The sequence below is a fragment of the Hydrogenophaga sp. FW305-3-2-15-A-LB1 genome (assembly GCF_058787875.1).
The window spans coordinates 1-17,289 of sequence record NZ_JBYTAE010000074.1 but is presented as its reverse complement, the minus strand read 5'-3'; the positions used below and the strand labels follow the sequence as shown (position 1 = coordinate 17,289).

Annotated in this window: 20 protein-coding genes; 12 read left to right on the top strand and 8 right to left on the bottom strand. The window is 64.6% G+C overall.

Annotated elements, in window-relative coordinates; genetic code table 11:
- Positions 1-8: 8 nt before the first annotated feature.
- On the top strand, positions 9-929 hold the full coding sequence (locus AC3WPZ_RS20960) for a LysR family transcriptional regulator (protein WP_492441379.1): 921 nt from the start codon (positions 9-11) through the stop codon (positions 927-929).
- On the opposite strand, the gene AC3WPZ_RS20955 is transcribed toward AC3WPZ_RS20960, so the two are convergent.
- The 8 genes from AC3WPZ_RS20955 to AC3WPZ_RS20920 all read right to left on the bottom strand — a co-directional run bounded on the left by AC3WPZ_RS20955 (position 922) and on the right by AC3WPZ_RS20920 (position 9,098).
- Positions 922-2,568: a M48 family metalloprotease gene (locus AC3WPZ_RS20955; RefSeq protein ID WP_492441377.1), complete on the bottom strand. Its 1,647-nt coding sequence runs from the start codon at positions 2,566-2,568 to the stop codon at positions 922-924. The two genes, AC3WPZ_RS20960 and AC3WPZ_RS20955, sit on opposite strands and share 8 nt — an antisense overlap.
- Positions 2,558-2,851 (bottom strand): hypothetical protein, encoded by a 294-nt coding sequence (locus AC3WPZ_RS20950; RefSeq protein ID WP_492441375.1) that lies wholly within the window; start codon positions 2,849-2,851, stop codon positions 2,558-2,560. Before AC3WPZ_RS20950 ends, AC3WPZ_RS20955 begins: the two co-directional genes overlap by 11 nt.
- A gap of 95 nt (positions 2,852-2,946) precedes the next feature.
- The gene (locus AC3WPZ_RS20945) at positions 2,947-4,500 is read right to left on the bottom strand and encodes a CHASE2 domain-containing protein (RefSeq protein ID WP_492441373.1); all 1,554 of its coding nucleotides are present in this window, start codon (positions 4,498-4,500) and stop codon (positions 2,947-2,949) included.
- A 114-nt stretch (positions 4,501-4,614) separates the two neighbouring features.
- A complete protein-coding gene (locus AC3WPZ_RS20940) occupies positions 4,615-5,190 on the bottom strand; it encodes an NYN domain-containing protein (RefSeq protein WP_492441371.1) in 576 nt (191 codons plus the stop codon).
- Between the two features lie 576 nt (positions 5,191-5,766).
- Positions 5,767-6,276: a hypothetical protein gene (locus AC3WPZ_RS20935; protein WP_492441369.1), complete on the bottom strand. Its 510-nt coding sequence runs from the start codon at positions 6,274-6,276 to the stop codon at positions 5,767-5,769.
- 173 nt (positions 6,277-6,449) lie between these two features.
- On the bottom strand, positions 6,450-7,550 hold the full coding sequence (locus AC3WPZ_RS20930; protein ID WP_492441367.1) for a hypothetical protein: 1,101 nt from the start codon (positions 7,548-7,550) through the stop codon (positions 6,450-6,452).
- On the bottom strand, positions 7,547-8,539 hold the full coding sequence (locus AC3WPZ_RS20925) for a PD-(D/E)XK nuclease domain-containing protein (protein WP_492441365.1): 993 nt from the start codon (positions 8,537-8,539) through the stop codon (positions 7,547-7,549). Before AC3WPZ_RS20925 ends, AC3WPZ_RS20930 begins: the two co-directional genes overlap by 4 nt.
- Before the next feature lie 124 nt (positions 8,540-8,663).
- Positions 8,664-9,098, bottom strand: a complete 435-nt coding sequence (locus AC3WPZ_RS20920) for a DUF2846 domain-containing protein (protein WP_492441363.1) — start codon at positions 9,096-9,098, stop codon at positions 8,664-8,666.
- Between the two features lie 325 nt (positions 9,099-9,423).
- Between AC3WPZ_RS20920 and AC3WPZ_RS20915 the strand changes: the two genes are divergently transcribed.
- The 11 genes from AC3WPZ_RS20915 to hybE form a co-directional block, all read left to right on the top strand.
- Positions 9,424-10,506 (top strand): hydrogenase small subunit, encoded by a 1,083-nt coding sequence (locus tag AC3WPZ_RS20915; RefSeq protein ID WP_291111419.1) that lies wholly within the window; start codon positions 9,424-9,426, stop codon positions 10,504-10,506.
- 32 nt (positions 10,507-10,538) lie between these two features.
- On the top strand, positions 10,539-12,398 hold the full coding sequence (locus AC3WPZ_RS20910; RefSeq protein ID WP_492441361.1) for a nickel-dependent hydrogenase large subunit: 1,860 nt from the start codon (positions 10,539-10,541) through the stop codon (positions 12,396-12,398).
- Between the two features lie 32 nt (positions 12,399-12,430).
- Complete coding sequence (locus tag AC3WPZ_RS20905) at positions 12,431-13,036, top strand: HupE/UreJ family protein (RefSeq protein ID WP_492441359.1); 606 nt, start codon at positions 12,431-12,433, stop codon at positions 13,034-13,036.
- A gap of 31 nt (positions 13,037-13,067) precedes the next feature.
- Positions 13,068-13,790: a Ni/Fe-hydrogenase, b-type cytochrome subunit gene (gene cybH, locus AC3WPZ_RS20900; RefSeq protein WP_492441357.1), complete on the top strand. Its 723-nt coding sequence runs from the start codon at positions 13,068-13,070 to the stop codon at positions 13,788-13,790.
- 112 nt (positions 13,791-13,902) lie between these two features.
- Positions 13,903-14,244, top strand: a complete 342-nt coding sequence (locus tag AC3WPZ_RS20895) for a HigA family addiction module antitoxin (RefSeq protein ID WP_492441355.1) — start codon at positions 13,903-13,905, stop codon at positions 14,242-14,244.
- Positions 14,245-14,264: 20 nt separating this feature from the next.
- Positions 14,265-14,930 carry a HyaD/HybD family hydrogenase maturation endopeptidase gene (locus AC3WPZ_RS20890; protein ID WP_492441405.1) on the top strand — a complete coding sequence of 222 codons (666 nt, stop codon included), beginning with the start codon at positions 14,265-14,267 and terminating at the stop codon, positions 14,928-14,930.
- A 1-nt stretch (position 14,931) separates the two neighbouring features.
- A complete protein-coding gene (locus tag AC3WPZ_RS20885; protein WP_492441353.1) occupies positions 14,932-15,234 on the top strand; it encodes a HypC/HybG/HupF family hydrogenase formation chaperone in 303 nt (100 codons plus the stop codon).
- 25 nt (positions 15,235-15,259) lie between these two features.
- Positions 15,260-15,763 (top strand): hydrogenase, encoded by a 504-nt coding sequence (locus tag AC3WPZ_RS20880; RefSeq protein ID WP_492441351.1) that lies wholly within the window; start codon positions 15,260-15,262, stop codon positions 15,761-15,763.
- Positions 15,764-15,782: 19 nt separating this feature from the next.
- Positions 15,783-16,661, top strand: coding sequence for a hydrogenase expression/formation protein (locus tag AC3WPZ_RS20875; RefSeq protein WP_492441349.1), 879 nt, complete (start codon positions 15,783-15,785; stop codon positions 16,659-16,661).
- Complete coding sequence (locus tag AC3WPZ_RS20870) at positions 16,658-16,885, top strand: rubredoxin (protein ID WP_492441347.1); 228 nt, start codon at positions 16,658-16,660, stop codon at positions 16,883-16,885. The genes AC3WPZ_RS20875 and AC3WPZ_RS20870 overlap by 4 nt, the downstream gene beginning before the upstream one ends.
- An 8-nt stretch (positions 16,886-16,893) precedes the next feature.
- Positions 16,894-17,289 (top strand): [NiFe]-hydrogenase assembly chaperone HybE (gene hybE / locus AC3WPZ_RS20865; RefSeq protein ID WP_492441345.1); only part of this gene is annotated, 396 nt, incomplete at its 3' end.

Genomic DNA, 17,289 nt, shown 5'->3' with positions numbered 1-17,289 from the left:
GAGCCCGCATGGACCTGAAACTGGTGGACTGCTTTCTGCGTGTGGTCGAAGCCGGCAGCATCAACAAGGCCGCGCTCGACATGGAGATCACCCAGCCCGCGCTCTCGCGCCGGCTCAACGCGCTCGAACACGACCTGGGCATCCAGCTGCTGGTGCGCGAAGCGCGCGGCGTGAAACTGACCGAAGCCGGCACCCTGCTCTACCACGGCGCGCGGCCCCTGCTGCGCCAGGCCGAGCTGCTGCGCGACGAGCTCGGGCGCGAGGCGCGCACGCAGGTCTCCATCGGCCTGCCGTTCTCCATGCACCGGCTCATCACCGCACCGTTTGCCGCCGCCGAGATCCAGCAGCGCTCGGCCGTGTCGCTGCGCATCTACGAAGGCTTCATCCACCACCTGCGCGAGTGGCAGCACCAGGGCCTGGTGGACGTGGCCATCATGGACTTCGAGGAAGGCAGCTCACCGCTGCACGACCAGACCCCGCTGGTGCGCGAGCCCCTGCTGCTGGTGGGCCCGGTGGACGCCGGCCTGCGCCCCGACCGCCCCGCCAGCGCCGAGAAGCTGGGCGCGTGCAAGCTCATCCTGCCCGGCCGGCCCAACCTCGTGCGCAAGAGCGTGGACGCCTACCTGAAACGCCACGGCCAGAAATTTCGCCGCGCGGCCGATGCGGAGACCCTGCAGCTCTGCCTGTCGCTCGTGAAAGACGGGCTGGGCTACACGGTGATGCCCTACTGCGCCATGCACGACTTTCCGCAGATGAGCGAACTCAGCGCCACGCCCATCAAGGGCCTGACCATCACCTGGTCGCTCTACGTGAGCCAGGCGCGCCGCCACAGCGCCGGCGTGCGCTCCACCGCGTTGAGCCTGCAACGCATGATGCTCGGCCTGGTGGAGCGCGGCGAGTGGCCACTGGCGCAGGCAGTGGCTACTTGAAGAAGCGCTCCATCAGGCCTTCCTTCTTGATCTTGTCCGTGCGGTCCTGCTGCTTCTGCTCGGCCGGGCTCATGGCGGCCTGGTTGCAGCGCGCGGCCGCGCGCGGGAAGTCCTTCGCGCACGCCTGCGCGCGGCGCTTGGCTTCGTCCCAGCCCTTGGTTTCGCCGTAGAAGCGCACGGCATACGGCATGGCTTCCTCGGCCCGGCTGAAGTACGCCAGGCCCTGGTCCACCACGCGTTGCGCGGCGGGCACCTGGCGGTTGTCCTTCAGCTTGCTGCTGCGCTCCTTGTAGGTGATCCAGGCGCGGTCGGCCTCGGCGTTGAAATTCGCTTCCAGCATCTGGCTGGGGTCGGCCGTGCGCGGGTTGCGCGGCGCCGGCGGCGCTTCGTTGGTGGCCACGTACAGCGCGAACAGGGGCACGGCGTGCGAGGCCGTGGGCGCCGCCACCGCCTTGCGCGCCGTCTCGAGCGCGTCCGGCGCGTTCGGGGCGTCGATCACCTTGAAGGCCAGCGCGTAGTTGCGCAACAGGTTCGCGGTGTTGCGCTCCTGGCGCGCGGCGTCCAGCGGCTTCTGCTTGGCCTCCCGCTCCACGGCGACCGCCGGGAAGGCGGCGGCGGTTTCCGCCATCGCGTCCAGCCGCTTGAGGGTGGACGGGTGCGAGCCGGCCACCTTCTCGAAGCCTTTGGTGAGCTCGAAGGACAGCTGGCTGGCCGCGGCGGCCACCTCACCCTGCGCGGCGGCGCCGGAGGCGGCAATGCCCTGGTTGAGCGGGTTGTTGGCCGCCGCACCGGGCCGGGCGGCGGGCGCGGCCGCGGCCTGCGCGCGAATCGCCGCCAGCAGGGCTTCCTGCTGCAGTTTCTCGCGCTTCTCCTGCTCGTCTTCCCAGGTGGCCAGCCGCTCCAGAAACGCCTTGATCCCGTGCTCGTAGGAATACCCGAGCTTGTGCGTGAGGCTGAGGCTGAAACGGTCCGCCGCGCTCTCTTCGGACTGGCTGTAGATGGTGGTCACCAGCCCGCGCCCGAGCGTGTAGGTGGTGAGCAGCGTGTCCACCTTGTTCCAGCGCGCCGCCTCGCCGGTCTTGAGCGTCAGGGCCACGCCCAGCCCGAGCACCGAGGTCACGGTGTCGGCGTCGGCCACCGCGCTTTCCAGCTGGTGGTAGTGCAGGTAGATGTGCGCGAACTCGTGGCTGAGCAGGGCGACAAGTTCGTCTTCGCTCTCCATGTCGGTCAGCCACGACAGCGAGATGTAGATGTTGCCGGCGCCGGTGGCATAGGCGTCGAGCGCGTGGCTGGCCAGCACGTGCACGCCCCCGGGCCAGTTGGGCACGCCGGCGGCGGTCTTGATGCGCGTGAGCAGGCCGTTCAGGTAGCGCTGCAGCTCGGGAGCGTTGACCAGCCCGAAACCGCGGGCGCGCTGGTTGAGCACGTCTTGCCGCACGTCGGGCCAGGTGCGCGCCACCGGCGGCGGCAGTTCGGCCAGCGGGTTGCTGGGCCCCGAACTGCGAATCTGGGAAATGACGGGCAACGAGGCCATGCTCTGCGGCATGGTCTCGCAGCCGGCCAGCAAGCCCACCGCGAGCAAAGCCGCTGCCAGTGCGGGTGCGCCACCACCCGGAAGCCGGCGGCGCTCAGCACGCATTCTTGCCGGCTCCGGGGGTGCTGCTGGTCTGGGTGGTGGGTGCGATGCGGGCGGTGGTGCAACCGGCCGAACTCCCCCGGCTGATGCGCACCTGCGGCCCTCTCACCCAGTAATCTCTCCCTTTGTAGTTCACCCGGTGATGGCCCGCCTTGGTCTCCAGCACGTTCATCGGCAAGTCAGCCAGCGTGGCTCGAACGTCCGTGCCCGAGTCGCCCACGTTGTCGTACAGATCCAGGGTGGTCTGGTTGCTGGGCATCAGGCCCACGATTTGGGACTGCGCCACGGCCCATGGGCTGGCGAGGACCGCGAAAAGACCGATTGCAATGACCTGATTTTTCAAGAGACACCTCGCCTGAAATCTCAAAACAATGGGTGAATTCACATGGAAGGCGTTGCCCGCCTGGGCCGCGCAGTGGGCTCGAACAGAAAGTTCTTCAACCGCCGGACGACGTCCAAGCCCTCGGCCACCAGCGTCATGCCCACCAGCTCCGCAACGGGCACCATCCCGATCCGAAAAACTTTTTGTAACAACGCGATCAGAATCATGGCGGCAATGGTCTGCAGCGTCAATCGAACGATCCAGCCCAGCCCCTTCAAAAGCCGCGGGGTCGCCCATTTGGCCCATACAGGCGATGCCCGGTAGCGCCTGCGCCAACGCTGAAAGTCCTGAAACGCATGGAGGTGGCGCCAGAACGCCCACACCCGGCGCCGAACCAGATTCCACAGCAGGTGGATCAGAAAGACCACGGCCACCACCACCAGGGACGGCAGGAACAGCTCCTTGCGCGAGGGCTCGTCCCATTCGGCGCTGACCAGGTAGCGGTCGCCAAAGGTCAGGAAATTGTCCAGCGCCATGGCGTGCACGTGAATCCCGGGCAGCAGCCCGTGCACGGGCGAGTGAACAAAGTCGTTGTAGCCCGGCACGTTCGCCCCCACCATGACGAACTTGTCCTTCAGGTGGGCATTGATCTCCACCGGGTTCATGACATTCAACTGGTCCATCGACAAGGTGGCGTGGTAGGGGCACAGCGGCAGCTTGTGCTCGGGCTCCCAGAGTTTGCGCAACACCCCGGGAATCAGGCGCGACCAGCTCGGCTCACCCCGGACGCAGTTCTTCAGGGTCGCGGCGCGCTGCTCCTTGGCCGAGTTGAGGCCCCACACCAGCGCCATCGGGCCCACCTCCGGGCCCAGTTGCTTGTCCAGCTGGGCCATGGCCAGGGCGGCGCTGCGGTAGGTGGGATCCCCCGGGCCGCCCGGGCCGGTGCGCCAACCCTCGACGGTGCGGTGGCGGCTCAGCTCGTAAGTCCAGGCCAGGCCGTCGAGCGGATCGGGGAAATAGTCCACCCCCACCAGGGTGGCGCACGCCGCCATGCCCTTGTCATTCATGAGTTCCTTGCGCACCGCCAACGGTGTCAGCCCGTTGGACGGCAGCGCCGCCAGAAACACCGGGACCGCATGCTCCTTCTTCTTAGGGTTCTGGATCTCGCACAGCGCTTCGGCCAGTTGCGAGATCGTCTTGTCGTCTCGCACCTGGCCGAACGTGATGTCCAGAAAAATGGCCTTGGGCAGCGCGTTCGTGTCTGCCACCAGGCGCTTGAGGTTGCTGGCGTGCTCCCCGTAGCTGATGGGCCAGGCGCTGCCCGTGCCGGTGAGAAATTCTTCGTCGTACAGAAGAACGGTGATCTGGTCGCGGGCTTGCGGGAGATAACTCCATTGCGCGGTGAGCGGCGCCTGGGCCCGGGCGAGGAAGCGCGTCAACACCGCGCCCTTGGCATTCAATGCATCGCCGATCGCCAGAAAGACGATCGACACCAGCATGAGCATCACGACCGACAGCAAAAGAATGGGCCACCGTGGGCAGCGCCATTGCTTGCTGTTGTCGCAAAAACTCAATGCCTCCTTCAGCCACTGGAAGCGCGCTTGCTCACCCACATCAGCCCCCCGCCCAATGCCATGCGATCAGGAATGATCCAGGGCCGCGCCGCGAATTGCAAGCAAATGTATTCGCCGCACGATGCGCGGCCGGCCGGCCGGGGGGCGAGCCGGCTAGGGGCGCGGCAGCGGTGCGGGGGCAAGCCCCTGGCGCATCAGCAGCTCCACGCTGCCACCGCCTTTCGGCGTGCCGTGGGGGTTGTTGTTCTTGTCGCCATCGCTGCCGTCCAGAAACACGAACTCGTCGCAGGCCGCCACGAAGGCGGGCGAAGCGCTGTGCTGCCCGAAGCCGTAGACCACGTGTCCGTGCTCCTGAATGCGGCCCACGAGGCCGACGAAATCGCTGTCGCAAGAGACGATGCAGATGCCATCCACCCGGCCCCGGTGCAACCGCTCCATCACGTCCATGATGAGCGCGGCGTCGCTCGCGTTCTTGCCCTGCGAGTAGTGGAACTGCTGCACCGGCCGGATGCCCAGCGGATGCAGCCACTTCTTCCAGGAGAGCAGGAAATCGGTGGTCCAGTCGCCATACGCGCGGCACAGCGTGGGCCTGCCGCGCTGGTTGACCAGCCGCATGAGCTGCTCGGCGTGCTGGCCGCTCACGTTTTCGGCGTCGATGTAGACGGCCAGGCGCGGGCGGCGGCGATGGTGGTGGGAGAGATGAGACGAAGAAATGCGGGGATGTTGCATGTGCCTTCCCTATCAGGTGGGTGATACCACCGCCCCCTTTGTGAGAGGGCGGTGGCCCGAGTGGGTTGGCATACCGGCACAAGTAAACAAGACCGGCGAGCCTTGCGGCTCCCCATCCGGGCCACCAAAAAATGGGGGACACACAGACGGAGATAGCCGCAGCGCGTGAGCGTTGCAGCTATCCGATGTTTACTTGTTTTCGAGATGCCAATCCCGGTCGTACTTTTGATGTACAACGCGGGAAGTATAGGGGAGTGGGGTCGGGCGGAGGCGGCCTTATCCGCGGACATGAGCTTCGACCGAAAGGATTTGCCAGATCTTGAGACCCGTCCACAACAAGGTGGCGCGATATGGCGAGCAGCTTTGCCGGAATCATCAGGTCATCAAGCCATTGACTCCCGGTGTTTGGACAGCAACCTGCAGCGCGTGCCAGTGCCGTAAAGCTCCGTGAGCGACGACGCAGGTAGGTCTTACCTCGTCTCGAAGACCAATTCAGATTGAGGTGAGACGTTAAAACGCCCAAAACCAAAGGCTGCAACCGCACGAAGCGGACATCGGGCTCATCGCTGATCGACCTCAAACGAACAGGTGCAAATCCTGCTCCACCAAGCTAACGAGCTTCGGAGCGACTTGACCACTGATCTTCACGGTTCCATTGGCCGCGAAGGCAATTTGCCCCTTCAGTCCTCCTAGAACGAGTTCAAACACGGCATGCTCAACCTTGTACTTAAGCCCATCAAGCACGGTCATGTTCTCGACCACCATCCCTTCTTTGGACACGAATTCCATACGAGCCAGCAAGTCGTCGGCGAGCACGGCTCCGACAACCTTCAAGCCAACGAGCTTGGAGGCATCGACCGAACTAAAAACGGTAGTCGGCTGACCCTTATCAAAGGCTACCGGCTTCACCGTGAAACCCATTCCCGCCAGAGTCTCAAGTGCATTGAGTAGGTCGCGGATATTTCGACCCGGGTTCTCGACACGGAGGAAGGTGAGATCACCTATCTCAACAAGTGCGAAGTCCGTGAAACTGACGCTGTCTATCTGTTCGTAAGTTGGAAGCCCTTCGAGATCTAGCTTCGTCACGACAACTCGTGACCGCCAAAGAAACCGGTATGAAATGCCGCTAGTACCCCCATGCAAACGAGCAAAGCCATACGTCAAAGTCGAGTCGAATGGACATGTGGCCACAAGTGCCGCCAAGTCCCGGGCGCGGGCAGGGAGCTGAATCCGAAACCACCTGTACCTAGTTTGCATTGCTAGCTCCCGGCTTTTGCAGCCAGATACTCCGACCGAAGTTCAGCCACAAGTTCCCTCGCCTTTGATTCGATCACTCGAGACAAGGCGTCAATCTCGTGCTTGTATGGCGGCCGCCGTCTCGTTGAAATTTTGCCGTCTTCCAGTGGGAACACTCCCGTCAGAATGAAAGAAAAACCCGTACAGCCCTTGGGATCCGCAAACCCTGCCTCGATGTCGTAAACATTTCCTCCACCGAGTAGTTCCGTTGCAGTCCACCCCATTTTGATGATGTAGTAGTCCTCCTCGTCCAGCAACTCATTCAATATCTCTGAACGACTTACGCCACTGCCGCGCAGAAAGACTCTCTCAACGTGGGTCTCCGAACCATCGTCGCTGCCGCTCTCATCTTCATCTTCCTCCCCTTCGGGCTTCGCCTTGAACACATAGACATCTGTCACATCGCGTCGGACAAAGCTTGGGAGAGAAGTTGCTAGTTCGTGGAAAAATTTGGAGCGCGGCTTAGCAGACGGGACATCAAAAAGGGAGACAACCACCTTAGTCAGAGGCTCTGATGTTGTCTTCTCAACTTTAGCGAGCAACACATCCCGGACTCCATTGAGATAGTCGTTCTGCGTGTTGCGCACGACGTATCCGACCGGAGATTTGACGAATTCGATGGAACCGTCGCGAACCTGGACTTGAGAAAACTCATTGCGCTTGTAGTCAACCTCTGAGTATTGAACACGGATGCTGATGTTGTCGCCATCCCGCGCAACCTGGACGGTGTCACCGCTCGCTTCCATCTCCTTTTTCAACTGCTCAACGACGCCATGCAGCTCGTCGATGTCTCCAACTCCTGTCACATCCATGGAAGTGGTGCGCTCCCGCCTCACGGCCACTCCTAGCCTTGCGGCGATTTCCTTGTGATCGTAGTAGTCGTGTGTCAAGGTGGAGAAGTACTTCGCCAGTTCATCTCTTGGTGTCTTCTTGCTAACCACAACATTCCGACGCTGAAAAAGCTTTACGACAGTTGGTGCATCCACTTTGTGCTGGTTCAGTGCGTCGAAAACGTTTTTGTCGCTCGCGTAGTAGAGCGACGGACCGTGGGGCCGCTTCTTCATTCCCGCCATCCCATGTCTCCCGGGTTATAGGTACTGGTAACGCTCGTGATCCGCTCAATCTGAATCTGGCTCAGGATGGCCTCGCGTGCCGGATCAAAGCCCCAAGCCTTTACGTACTTCTTCTGCGCCATGCGAAAGATCGACTTTAGGTCGTTCGGCGCATCTGGATGGGTGACGCGTATCAAGATCCGCTCACCGGACTCAAGCATTTGAAATCTGGACAGGCTGTCAAGGAAGTATTCAAACTCCTCCGGGCAAGATGCAGGTGCGTTGTAGTAGATGACGTAGCCAGCCGACTGCTCCTCCGTCTCAGCGTGCTTGATGATGATGTACGGTGCGGTCAACGTCTCGACCGTCGCAGACTGCTCCCAAACGTCGCCCTGTCGGCGCGTCATCACCAAGTCGGGGTAGTAGAAGGTGTAGGAGCTTGGCAACTCTCCCTCGGCTTTTAGACGAAGAATGTCGTTCGCAACGCTGTAAAGCCGCTGAATGTCATGAGGCCCTAGGTAATGCAACTGCGTTCCAGACGCTATCGGCAACGCTTGCAAATTGACTTTGTCGATCGCGTCGTAAAACGGCTTGTCATATCCGTTGTCATGGTTGTGAACGAACAGCAGACCGCGAACTTCATGGGCCTCGCTTTCGTCGACCGAATACTTCGCTCTCCAAGAATCTGAGCATCTCGCGCAGTCGATCGTCATGCACAACGACTTGAAGGCGCCCCGTAGTCGTGTAGATGTGATCGAGTCTTCTGCGTAACTCTTCAAGTCGGTGTGCAGGTACACCATCTTTCCCAAATACGGATCTCGGTAGTGAAAAACAACATCGCCCGGATGCGTGGGCTTCTGCTTTCCTCCATCCCCGACATGCTTTTCGTTCGAGCACTCAAAGTTGTCGTCGGTCTTTGGATGCGTTGCCCAAAGAAAATACTTGAAGATGTCCTTCGAGAGGCGTCCTGCAATCTCACCAATGTTTATGGTTTCCGCCACAACTCCCCCTTATTTCATAACCGCAGCCGCACTAAGTGCATGTGTCAAAAAATTGCCGAATTCACAAGACAAGAAAAGACGGTCTAGTCTCGTGAATTGAAGTCAAGATCGAAATGTGGTCGGCTTACTTGCTCTCAGCCAACTTGGTCTCCAGCACGCCCTTCTTCCCCGCAGCCTCATCCACAAGGTGCAGCTTGCTCCGCGCAGAACCAAAGCCCATCTTCACCTCCTGCCAGATGTAATACAGCACCCCAGGCTTGGCATCGATTTCCAGCGTGTCGGTGTTTTCGGCTTTGGACGTGACCGTGTGCTTGCCGGGGGCGACCTCTTTGTAGAGGTAGGTGTTGGCGGCCGTTTGGCCCACCGGTTTCCCATCCAGCTCCACGTCCATCTTCACGGCGGCACCCATCGTCTCATTGCGGTAGACGTACACGGCCGCCTTGTCCTTCGGGGCTGCAAACGTCTTGGCTGCGGCGTCCTGTTTGGCGTCGCCCATATTCACGGTGGCACAGCCCACCAGATTGACGACAACAGCGGCAGCGATCAACAGTTTTTTCAAATTACCCTCCAATGGTTTTTATTCGCGGGGATTCCGCGGCGGCCAGTGTAGGGGGTGTGTGCGGAGCTGAAGTGGCCTGACACGACATGCAGACATCAAACATGCGGAACATCACATTCCACATTGATGGCCTCAACGGAAGGATCGCTTCCATTACGGCGATCGATTCCATTCCAGGCTAATCGCCGCGTCCATTTCCTCCCTTTGAAAACAACCACTTAACCGCGCTCCCCAGGGTATTCCCGGACATGGAGCGGGTTGGCGCACGACTTGCAAATCAGCGCGTCGCCCCCCGCCCCCCACAAAACTCCGGAGACATCCCGTCATGGAAACCTTCTACGAGGTCATGCGCCGCAAAGGCATTTCGCGTCGCAGCTTTCTCAAATACTGCTCGCTCACGGCCACCTCGCTGGGGTTGGCGCCGTCTTTTGTGCCGCAGATCGCGCACGCCATGGAAAACAAGCCGCGCACACCGGTGCTGTGGCTGCACGGGCTGGAATGCACCTGCTGCACCGAATCGTTCATCCGCAGCGCGCACCCGCTGGCCAAGGACGTGGTGCTCTCCATGATCTCGCTGGACTACGACGACACGCTGATGGCCGCCGCCGGCCACCAGGCCGAGGCGATCCTCGAAGAGATCATGACGAAGTACAAGGGCCAGTACATCCTGGCCGTGGAAGGCAACCCGCCGTTGAACGAAGACGGCATGTTCTGCATCCAGTCGGGCAAGCCTTTCGTTGAAAAGCTCAAGCACGTGGCGAAGGACGCCAAGGCGATCATCGCCTGGGGTTCGTGCGCATCCTGGGGTTGCGTGCAGGCGGCCAAGCCGAACCCGACGCAGGCCACGCCGATCCACAAGGTGATCACCGACAAGCCCATCATCAAGGTGCCGGGCTGCCCGCCCATCCCCGAGGTGATGACGGGCGTGATCACCTACATGCTGACCTTCGACCGCGTGCCCGAGCTGGACCGCCAGGGCCGCCCGAAGATGTTCTACAGCCAGCGCATCCACGACAAGTGCTACCGCCGTCCGCATTTCGACGCGGGCCAGTTCGTGGAGGCGTGGGACGACGAGTCCGCGCGCAAGGGCTATTGCCTCTACAAGGTGGGCTGCAAGGGCCCCACCACCTACAACGCCTGCTCCACCGTGCAGTGGAACGAGGGCACGAGCTTCCCCATCAAGGCGGGCCACGGCTGCATCGGCTGTTCGGAAGACGGCTTCTGGGACAAGGGTTCGTTCTACGACCGCCTGACCGACATCCACGCCTTCGGCATCGAAGCCAACGCCGACCAGATCGGCGCCACCGCCGCCGGCGTGGTGGGCGCGGCCGTGGCGGCGCATGCCGCCATCTCGGTGGCCAAGCGCGCCCGCGACACCCGCAAGACCGACGCACCCGCCAGCCACTGACACCCCACAACCAGAACGAAGAGGAACACCAGATGGGTGCTTACGAAACTCAAGGCTTCCGCATGGACAACACGGGCCGGCGCATCGTCGTCGACCCGGTGACGCGGATCGAAGGCCACATGCGCTGCGAGGTGAACCTCGACAGCAACAACGTGATCCGCAACGCGGTCTCCACCGGCACCATGTGGCGCGGGCTGGAGGTGATCTTGAAAGGCCGCGACCCGCGCGACGCCTGGGCGTTCGTGGAACGCATCTGCGGCGTGTGCACCGGCTGCCACGCGCTGGCCTCGGTGCGCGCGGTGGAAGACGCGCTGGGCATCAAGATCCCGCTGAATGCCCACCTGATCCGCGAGATGATGGCCAAGACGCTGCAGGTGCACGACCACGCGGTGCACTTCTACCACCTGCACGCGCTGGACTGGGTGGACGTGGTCTCGTGCCTGAAGGCGGACCCGAAGAAGACCAGCGAGCTGCAGCACATCGTTTCGCCTTCGCACCCGCTGTCGTCACCGGGCTACTTCCGCGACGTGCAGAACCGGCTCAAGAAGTTCGTGGAAAGCGGCCAGCTCGGCCCCTTCGCGAATGGCTACTGGGGTTCCAAGGCCTATGTGCTGCCGCCCGAGGCCAACCTGATGGCCGTCACCCACTACCTGGAGGCGCTGGACCTGCAGAAGGAATGGGTGAAGGTGCACACCATCTTCGGCGGCAAGAACCCGCACCCGAACTACCTGGTGGGCGGCGTGCCCTGCGCGATCAACATCGACGGCAACGGCGCGGCCGGCGCCCCGATCAACATGGAGCGGCTGAATTTCGTGCAGGCCCGCATCCAGGAGATGATCGATTTCAACAACAACGTCTACATCCCGGACGTGCTGGCCATCGGCACCATCTACAAGCAGGCCGGCTGGTTGTACGGCGGCGGCCTCTCGGCCACCAACGTGGCGGACTACGGCACCTATGAGAAGGTGCCCTACGACCACAGCACGCACCAGCTGCCCGGCGGCGTGATCCTGAATGGCGACTGGAACAAGATCCACGAGATCGACCCGCGCGACCCCGAGCAGGTGCAGGAGTTCGTGACGCACAGCTGGTACAAGTACGGCGACGAGACCCAGGGCCTGCACCCCTGGGACGGCGTGACCGAGGCCAACTACACGCCCGAAGGCCCGAACTTCAAGGGCACGCGCACCAAGATCGAGAACCTCGACGAGTCGGCCAAGTACTCGTGGATCAAGTCGCCGCGCTGGCGCGGCCACGCGGTGGAGGTGGGCCCGCTCTCGCGCTACATCCTGGGTTATGCGCACGCCACGCAAGGCAACAAGTTCTGCCAGCGCGTGAAGCAGCAGGTGGACGAGGCCGCGGTGGCGATCAACAGCGCCATCCCGAAGGCGCTGGGCATGCCCGAAACCAAGTACAGCGCCAAGCAACTGCTGCCCACCACCATCGGCCGCACCCTGGCGCGCGCGCTGGAGAGCCAGTACGCCGCCGAGATGATGATGGACGACTTCAAGCAGCTGGTCGGCAACATCAAGGCCGGCGACACCAGCACGGCCAACATCGAGAAGTGGGACCCGAGCACCTGGCCGAAGGAGGCCAAGGGCGTGGGCACGGTGGCCGCGCCGCGCGGCATGCTGGGCCACTGGATCCGCATCAAGGACGGCAAGATCGAGAACTACCAGTGCGTGGTGCCCACCACCTGGAACGGCTCGCCGCGCGACCACAAGGGCCAGATCGGCGCCTTCGAGGCTTCGCTGATGAACACGCCCATGGTCAACCCCGAGCAGCCGCTGGAGATCCTGCGCACGCTGCACAGCTTCGACCCCTGCCTGGCCTGCTCGACGCACGTGATGAGCGAGGACGGTCAGGAGATGAGCCGAGTGACCGTGCGCTGAGCACCTTCCACAGAACAACGAGGAGAACAACGATGAAGAAACAGACGACGCGCGGCCTGATCGCCGCCACCCTGCTGGCCGGTGCGGCCAGCGCCGCGCAGGCCCACACGGGCCACGGCACCAGCAGCCTGTTCGAAGGCCTGGTGCACCCCTTCGGGCCCGACCACCTGCTGGCCATGGTGGCCGTGGGCGTGTGGTCGGTCTCGGCGCTGCCGGCTTCCAGGGCCTGGCAGGGCCCGGCCACCTTCCTGCTGGCGCTCATCGTCAGCGCCACGCTGGGCATGCTCGGTTTCACGGTGCCTTACCTCGAACACGGCGTGTCGCTCTCGGTGGTGCTGTTCGGCGGCATGCTGCTGCTCGCGCGCCGCGCCACGGTGTCGCCGGCCATCGGCCTGGGGCTGATCGCCGCCGCCGCGTCGCTGCACGGCCTCGCGCACGGCTCCGAAACGCCCGAGAGCGGTTTCGCGGGCTACGCGGTGGGCTTTCTGTTCACCACCGCGCTGCTGCATGGGGGCGGCGTGGGCATCGGCCTGGGCATCCGGCGCTGGCTCGCCGAGCGCAGCGGCTGGGCGCTGGGCGGCCTGGGCGCGCTGCTGAGCGCGGCCGGCCTGTACCTCTTCGGCCAGCTCGCGGCCTGACGCGGCAGCACCCTCTTTCAAGGAGGTCACCATGTCCACCCCATCCTCCACGGCGCACGCCAACGCGGACGCGCTCGAACTGCAGCAGGGCCAGACGATCCGCTCGGTCTATGTGTACGAGGTGCCGGTGCGCCTCTGGCACTGGATCAACGCGCTGTCGATCACCGTGCTGTGCGTCACCGGCTATTTCATTGGCCAGCCGCTGCCCACCATGCCGGGCGAGGCCAGCGCGAACTACCTCATGGGCTACATCCGTTTTGCCCACTTCGCGGCGGGCTACATCATGGCCGTGGGCCTGGTGGCGCGCGCCTACTGGGCGCTGGTGGGCAACCACCACGCCAAGGAGCTGTTCTGGGTGCCGATGTTCCAGAAGGCCTACTGGAAAGAGGTCTTCAACATGCTGCGCTGGTACCTGTTCCTGATCCCCAAGCCCAACCAGTACGTGGGCCACAACCCGCTGGCGCGGTTCGCGATGTTCGCGTTCTACCTGATGCTGTCGATCTTCATGATCGTCACCGGCTTCGCGCTGTACAGCGAGGGCTCGCAGGCCGGCTCGTGGCAAGACCACCTGTTCGGCTGGGTGATCCCGCTCATGGGCCAGAGCCAGGACGTGCACACCTGGCACCGCCTGGGCATGTGGGGCATCGTCACCTTCGTGCTGCTGCACATCTACGCGGCCATTCGCGAAGACATCATGGGCCGTCAGAGCATCGTGAGCACGATGATCTCCGGCCATAGAACCTTCAAGGAATAACCCCCCGCGCCGCCTTCGGCGTCACCCCCCAGGGGGCGGTGCTGGAGGCCCGGCAAAGCCGGTTCCTCGGCACCTCTGGATCAAGGCACTTCTCTCGTTCTGCTTCTTCACCATGACGCGCCTTCGCTCACGCTCTTCTCTGCTCGCTGCATCGGCCCTGCCGCCGGTGGGCGTGCCGCTGCGCGTGCCCACGCACCCGGGGCGGCTGCTGGCGCGCACCTGCCTGCGCCCGCTCTCGCTCAACCAGAGCGAGGCCGCGCGGCTGCTGGGCTTGTCGCGCCGGCGGCTGCACGAGCTGGTGCACGGCCAGCGCGCCATGTCGCCCGACACCGCCATCCGTTGCGCGCGCGTGTTCCGCGTGGACGCGGGCTTCTGGCTCGCGCAGCAGGCCGCCTGGGACAGCTTCCACGCCTGGAAGCGCCTGCGCGCGGCCGCCCTTCTTTCTTCCACCTGATTTTTGTGAGCCTGCCCACCATGAGCCTCACCTCGCCTGAAAACGCCTGTCACCCCAGCAGTGACACCCCGCCTTCCTCCATCTGCGTGCTGGGCATCGGCAACCTGCTGTGGGCCGACGAAGGCTTCGGCGTGCGCTGCGTGGAGGCGCTGCAGCAGCGCCATCAGTTCGCGCCCCACGTGTCGCTGGTGGACGGCGGCACGCAGGGCCTGTACCTCATCCAGCACGTGCAGGCGGCCGACCGCCTGCTGATCTTCGACGCGATCGACTACGGCCTGGCCCCCGGCACGCTGAAGCTGGTGCGCGACGACGAGGTGCCGCGCTTCCTGGGCGCGAAGAAGATGAGCCTGCACCAGACCGGTTTCCAGGAAGTGCTCTCGCTCGCCCAGCTCACCGGCCGGTACCCGGCGCAGGTGCTGCTGATCGGCTGCCAGCCGCAGGAGCTGGAGGACTACGGCGGCAGCCTGCGCCCGGTGGTGAAGGCCGCGATGGACGAAGCCCTGGCGCTGGCCGTGGCCGAGATCGCGCGCTGGGGCGGTGAACCCGTGCCGCGCCGCGAGCCGCTGAGCGGGCGCGAGACGGTGACCATGGACGAGCTCGCGCTCGCTGCGTATGAGACCCAGCGCCCCGCGCCCGACGCGGCCTGCCGCGAAGGCGACGAGCGCTTCTTTCCGCAGGGTGCCTGACATGTGCATTGGCATGCCCATGCAGGTCACGGCCATCGAGCCCGGCCACGCGCTGTGCGAAGGGCGCGGCGAGCGCCGCCGCGTGACCACCGCGCTGGTGGGCGACGTGGTGCCGGGCGACTGGCTGCTGGTGTTCCTGGGCGACGCGCGCGAGCGCATCGACGCCGAGCGCGCCAGCGAAGTGAACGCCGCGCTGAACCTCGTGCTGGGCGCCATGCAGGGCCAGGGCGCCGACGGCGAGGCCGGCTTCGAGCTGCCTTCGCGCATGAGCGCCGAGCAATTGCGCCAGCTCGCCCACGGTTGAATTCCCTTCTTCAGGAGACTTTGTCATGACCACCGAGACCGCTTTCCGCCCGCTGGCCGTCACCCCGCCCAGCACCGACCCCGCCGCGCCGCTGGTGATGCGCCTGGTGCGCGAGTTCGGCGCTGCCCTCGTCGATGAGAGCAGCGTGGCCGACTGGGCCGCCTTGCCCGGCGACCGCGTGCTGCTGCTGGCGGGCGACGCCGTGCGCTTCCCCGAAGGCCAGGACGTGGCCGCCGTGCTGCCCGAGCTGATGAAGGTGTTTGCCGGCCGCTTCGCGGTGGCCGCCGTGCCGCGCGAGAGCGAGGACGCGGTGGCGCGCCGCTACGGCTCGCAGCGCTGGCCTTCGCTGCTGTTCTTCCGCGGCGGTCAATACGTCACCGCCATCGCCGGCATGCAGGACTGGGACGTGTACCTGCAAGGCGTGGACGCCGCGCTGCGCATGCCGCCTTCGCGCCCGCCGACCATCGGCATTCCCGTCGTGAGCAAGACGGCGGCTTCTTCTTCCAGCGACGCCGGCGGCTGCCACTGAACCCCCGCAAGGACACCCCATGAAAGACTTTCCCATTCCGCTCGTGGCCCTGGGCCCGGGCACGCAACCCGAAGACGAGTCGCTCGACTACCTGCCCCTGCCCAAGGACATGAGCACCTACCGCCCGCCGGTGCTGCCCGAGCCCGAGGAACTGGTGGGGCTGGACCAGGCGCGCGCCGCGCTGCAGCAGGTGCTGGCCTTGCTGGAGCAGGGCGCCGAGGGCGGTGCCCCCGGCCTGGTGCCGCTGCGCCAGCTTGCGCCGCGCGACTTCCGCATCATCAACCAGGTGCTGGGCGAGGGCGAGGCCAGCGCCATCGTGCAGCTGGGCGCGGGCCACCTCGAAGTGCGCGTGCAGGAGTCGGTGTTCGCCGGCGTCTGGCGCCTCATGACCTGGCGCCACGAAGAAGGCCGCGACGCCGAGCTGGTGGACGACGCGATCGAGGTCGGCCCGGTGCCTTCGCTGTTCGCCGCCACCGCCGCCGAAGACGTGTGGGCCAGCCCGCCGCCGTGGAACGGCCTGCTGCCGCCCAACGTGCAGAACGCGCCGCTGCTGGTGGACGAGATCCGCGACCAGGTGGCGCGCTGGCAGCCCGGCCAGGTCTCGCACGTGGTCAACCTCACGCTGCTGCCCGTCACGCCCGAGGACATCGGCTTCCTGGACCACCAGCTCGGCACCGGCCGCGTGCTCATGCTCTCGCGCGGCTACGGCAACTGCCGCATCTCCAACACGCGGCTGCCGAACTGCTGGCGCGTGGTGTACTACAACTCCATGGACAAGGTGATCCTCAACACGGTGGAGGTGGTGGACATGCCCGAGGTGGCGATGGCCGCGCCCGAAGACCTGCGCGATTCGCACGAGCGCCTGCGCGAAGTGATGGCCTGGCTGGAGGCCACATGAGCGGCGAGCACTTCGAGGGCTTCGAAGGTTCCTACCTCGGCAACCGCGAGGTGCTGCGGCCCGGCTCGCGCCTGGAGTGCAAGATCTGCTGGTGGGTCTACGACCCCGCCGTGGGCGACCCGCAGTGGCAGATCCCCGCCGGCACGCCCTTCGCCGACCTGCCGTCGCATTGGCGCTGCCCGAACTGTGATTGCGAGCCTGATCAGTTTTTGTTGTTGCCATGATGAACCGCGTGCAAGCCCTCGAAGACTTCTACCGGCATGTGCAGGCCGAGCGCATGCAGGGCGTTCCGCTGCTCAATGCCGCGCTGTGCGTGGAAGCGGTGGGCTTCGAGTGGGCGAGGACCGGTGACGAAGACCCCGTAGCCGAGGGCGTGCTGATCACGCCCTGGTTCATGAGCCTGGTGCGCCTGCCCGCGCAGCCGCTGCCGCACAGCGGCCAGGTGGGCCGCAGCTTCGTGCGCGGGTTCGGCAGCGAGCGTTTCGACTTCATCGGCGCGCACGACCCCGCCATCGGTTACCACGAGACCTGCGCGCTGTTCTCGCCCATGGGCGAGTTCGCCACGCAGGCCCTGGCGCGCGAGACCGCGCGCGAAGCGCTGGCGCTCACCCGGCCCGCGCCCCCGGTC

What these genes read in the sequence shown, in the direction of transcription:
- AC3WPZ_RS20960 (WP_492441379.1), top strand. Translation starts at nt 9, where the DNA reads ATGGACCTGAAACTGGTGGACTGCTTTCTGCGTGTGGTCGAAGCCGGC.
- AC3WPZ_RS20955 (WP_492441377.1), bottom strand. Translation starts at nt 2,568, where the DNA reads ATGCGTGCTGAGCGCCGCCGGCTTCCGGGTGGTGGCGCACCCGCACTG.
- AC3WPZ_RS20940 (WP_492441371.1), bottom strand. Translation starts at nt 5,190, where the DNA reads ATGCAACATCCCCGCATTTCTTCGTCTCATCTCTCCCACCACCATCGC.
- AC3WPZ_RS20930 (WP_492441367.1), bottom strand. Translation starts at nt 7,550, where the DNA reads ATGAAGAAGCGGCCCCACGGTCCGTCGCTCTACTACGCGAGCGACAAA.
- AC3WPZ_RS20915 (WP_291111419.1), top strand. Translation starts at nt 9,424, where the DNA reads ATGGAAACCTTCTACGAGGTCATGCGCCGCAAAGGCATTTCGCGTCGC.
- AC3WPZ_RS20910 (WP_492441361.1), top strand. Translation starts at nt 10,539, where the DNA reads ATGGGTGCTTACGAAACTCAAGGCTTCCGCATGGACAACACGGGCCGG.
- AC3WPZ_RS20905 (WP_492441359.1), top strand. Translation starts at nt 12,431, where the DNA reads ATGAAGAAACAGACGACGCGCGGCCTGATCGCCGCCACCCTGCTGGCC.
- cybH (WP_492441357.1), top strand. Translation starts at nt 13,068, where the DNA reads ATGTCCACCCCATCCTCCACGGCGCACGCCAACGCGGACGCGCTCGAA.
- AC3WPZ_RS20895 (WP_492441355.1), top strand. Translation starts at nt 13,903, where the DNA reads ATGACGCGCCTTCGCTCACGCTCTTCTCTGCTCGCTGCATCGGCCCTG.
- AC3WPZ_RS20890 (WP_492441405.1), top strand. Translation starts at nt 14,265, where the DNA reads ATGAGCCTCACCTCGCCTGAAAACGCCTGTCACCCCAGCAGTGACACC.
- AC3WPZ_RS20885 (WP_492441353.1), top strand. Translation starts at nt 14,932, where the DNA reads ATGTGCATTGGCATGCCCATGCAGGTCACGGCCATCGAGCCCGGCCAC.
- AC3WPZ_RS20880 (WP_492441351.1), top strand. Translation starts at nt 15,260, where the DNA reads ATGACCACCGAGACCGCTTTCCGCCCGCTGGCCGTCACCCCGCCCAGC.
- AC3WPZ_RS20875 (WP_492441349.1), top strand. Translation starts at nt 15,783, where the DNA reads ATGAAAGACTTTCCCATTCCGCTCGTGGCCCTGGGCCCGGGCACGCAA.
- AC3WPZ_RS20870 (WP_492441347.1), top strand. Translation starts at nt 16,658, where the DNA reads ATGAGCGGCGAGCACTTCGAGGGCTTCGAAGGTTCCTACCTCGGCAAC.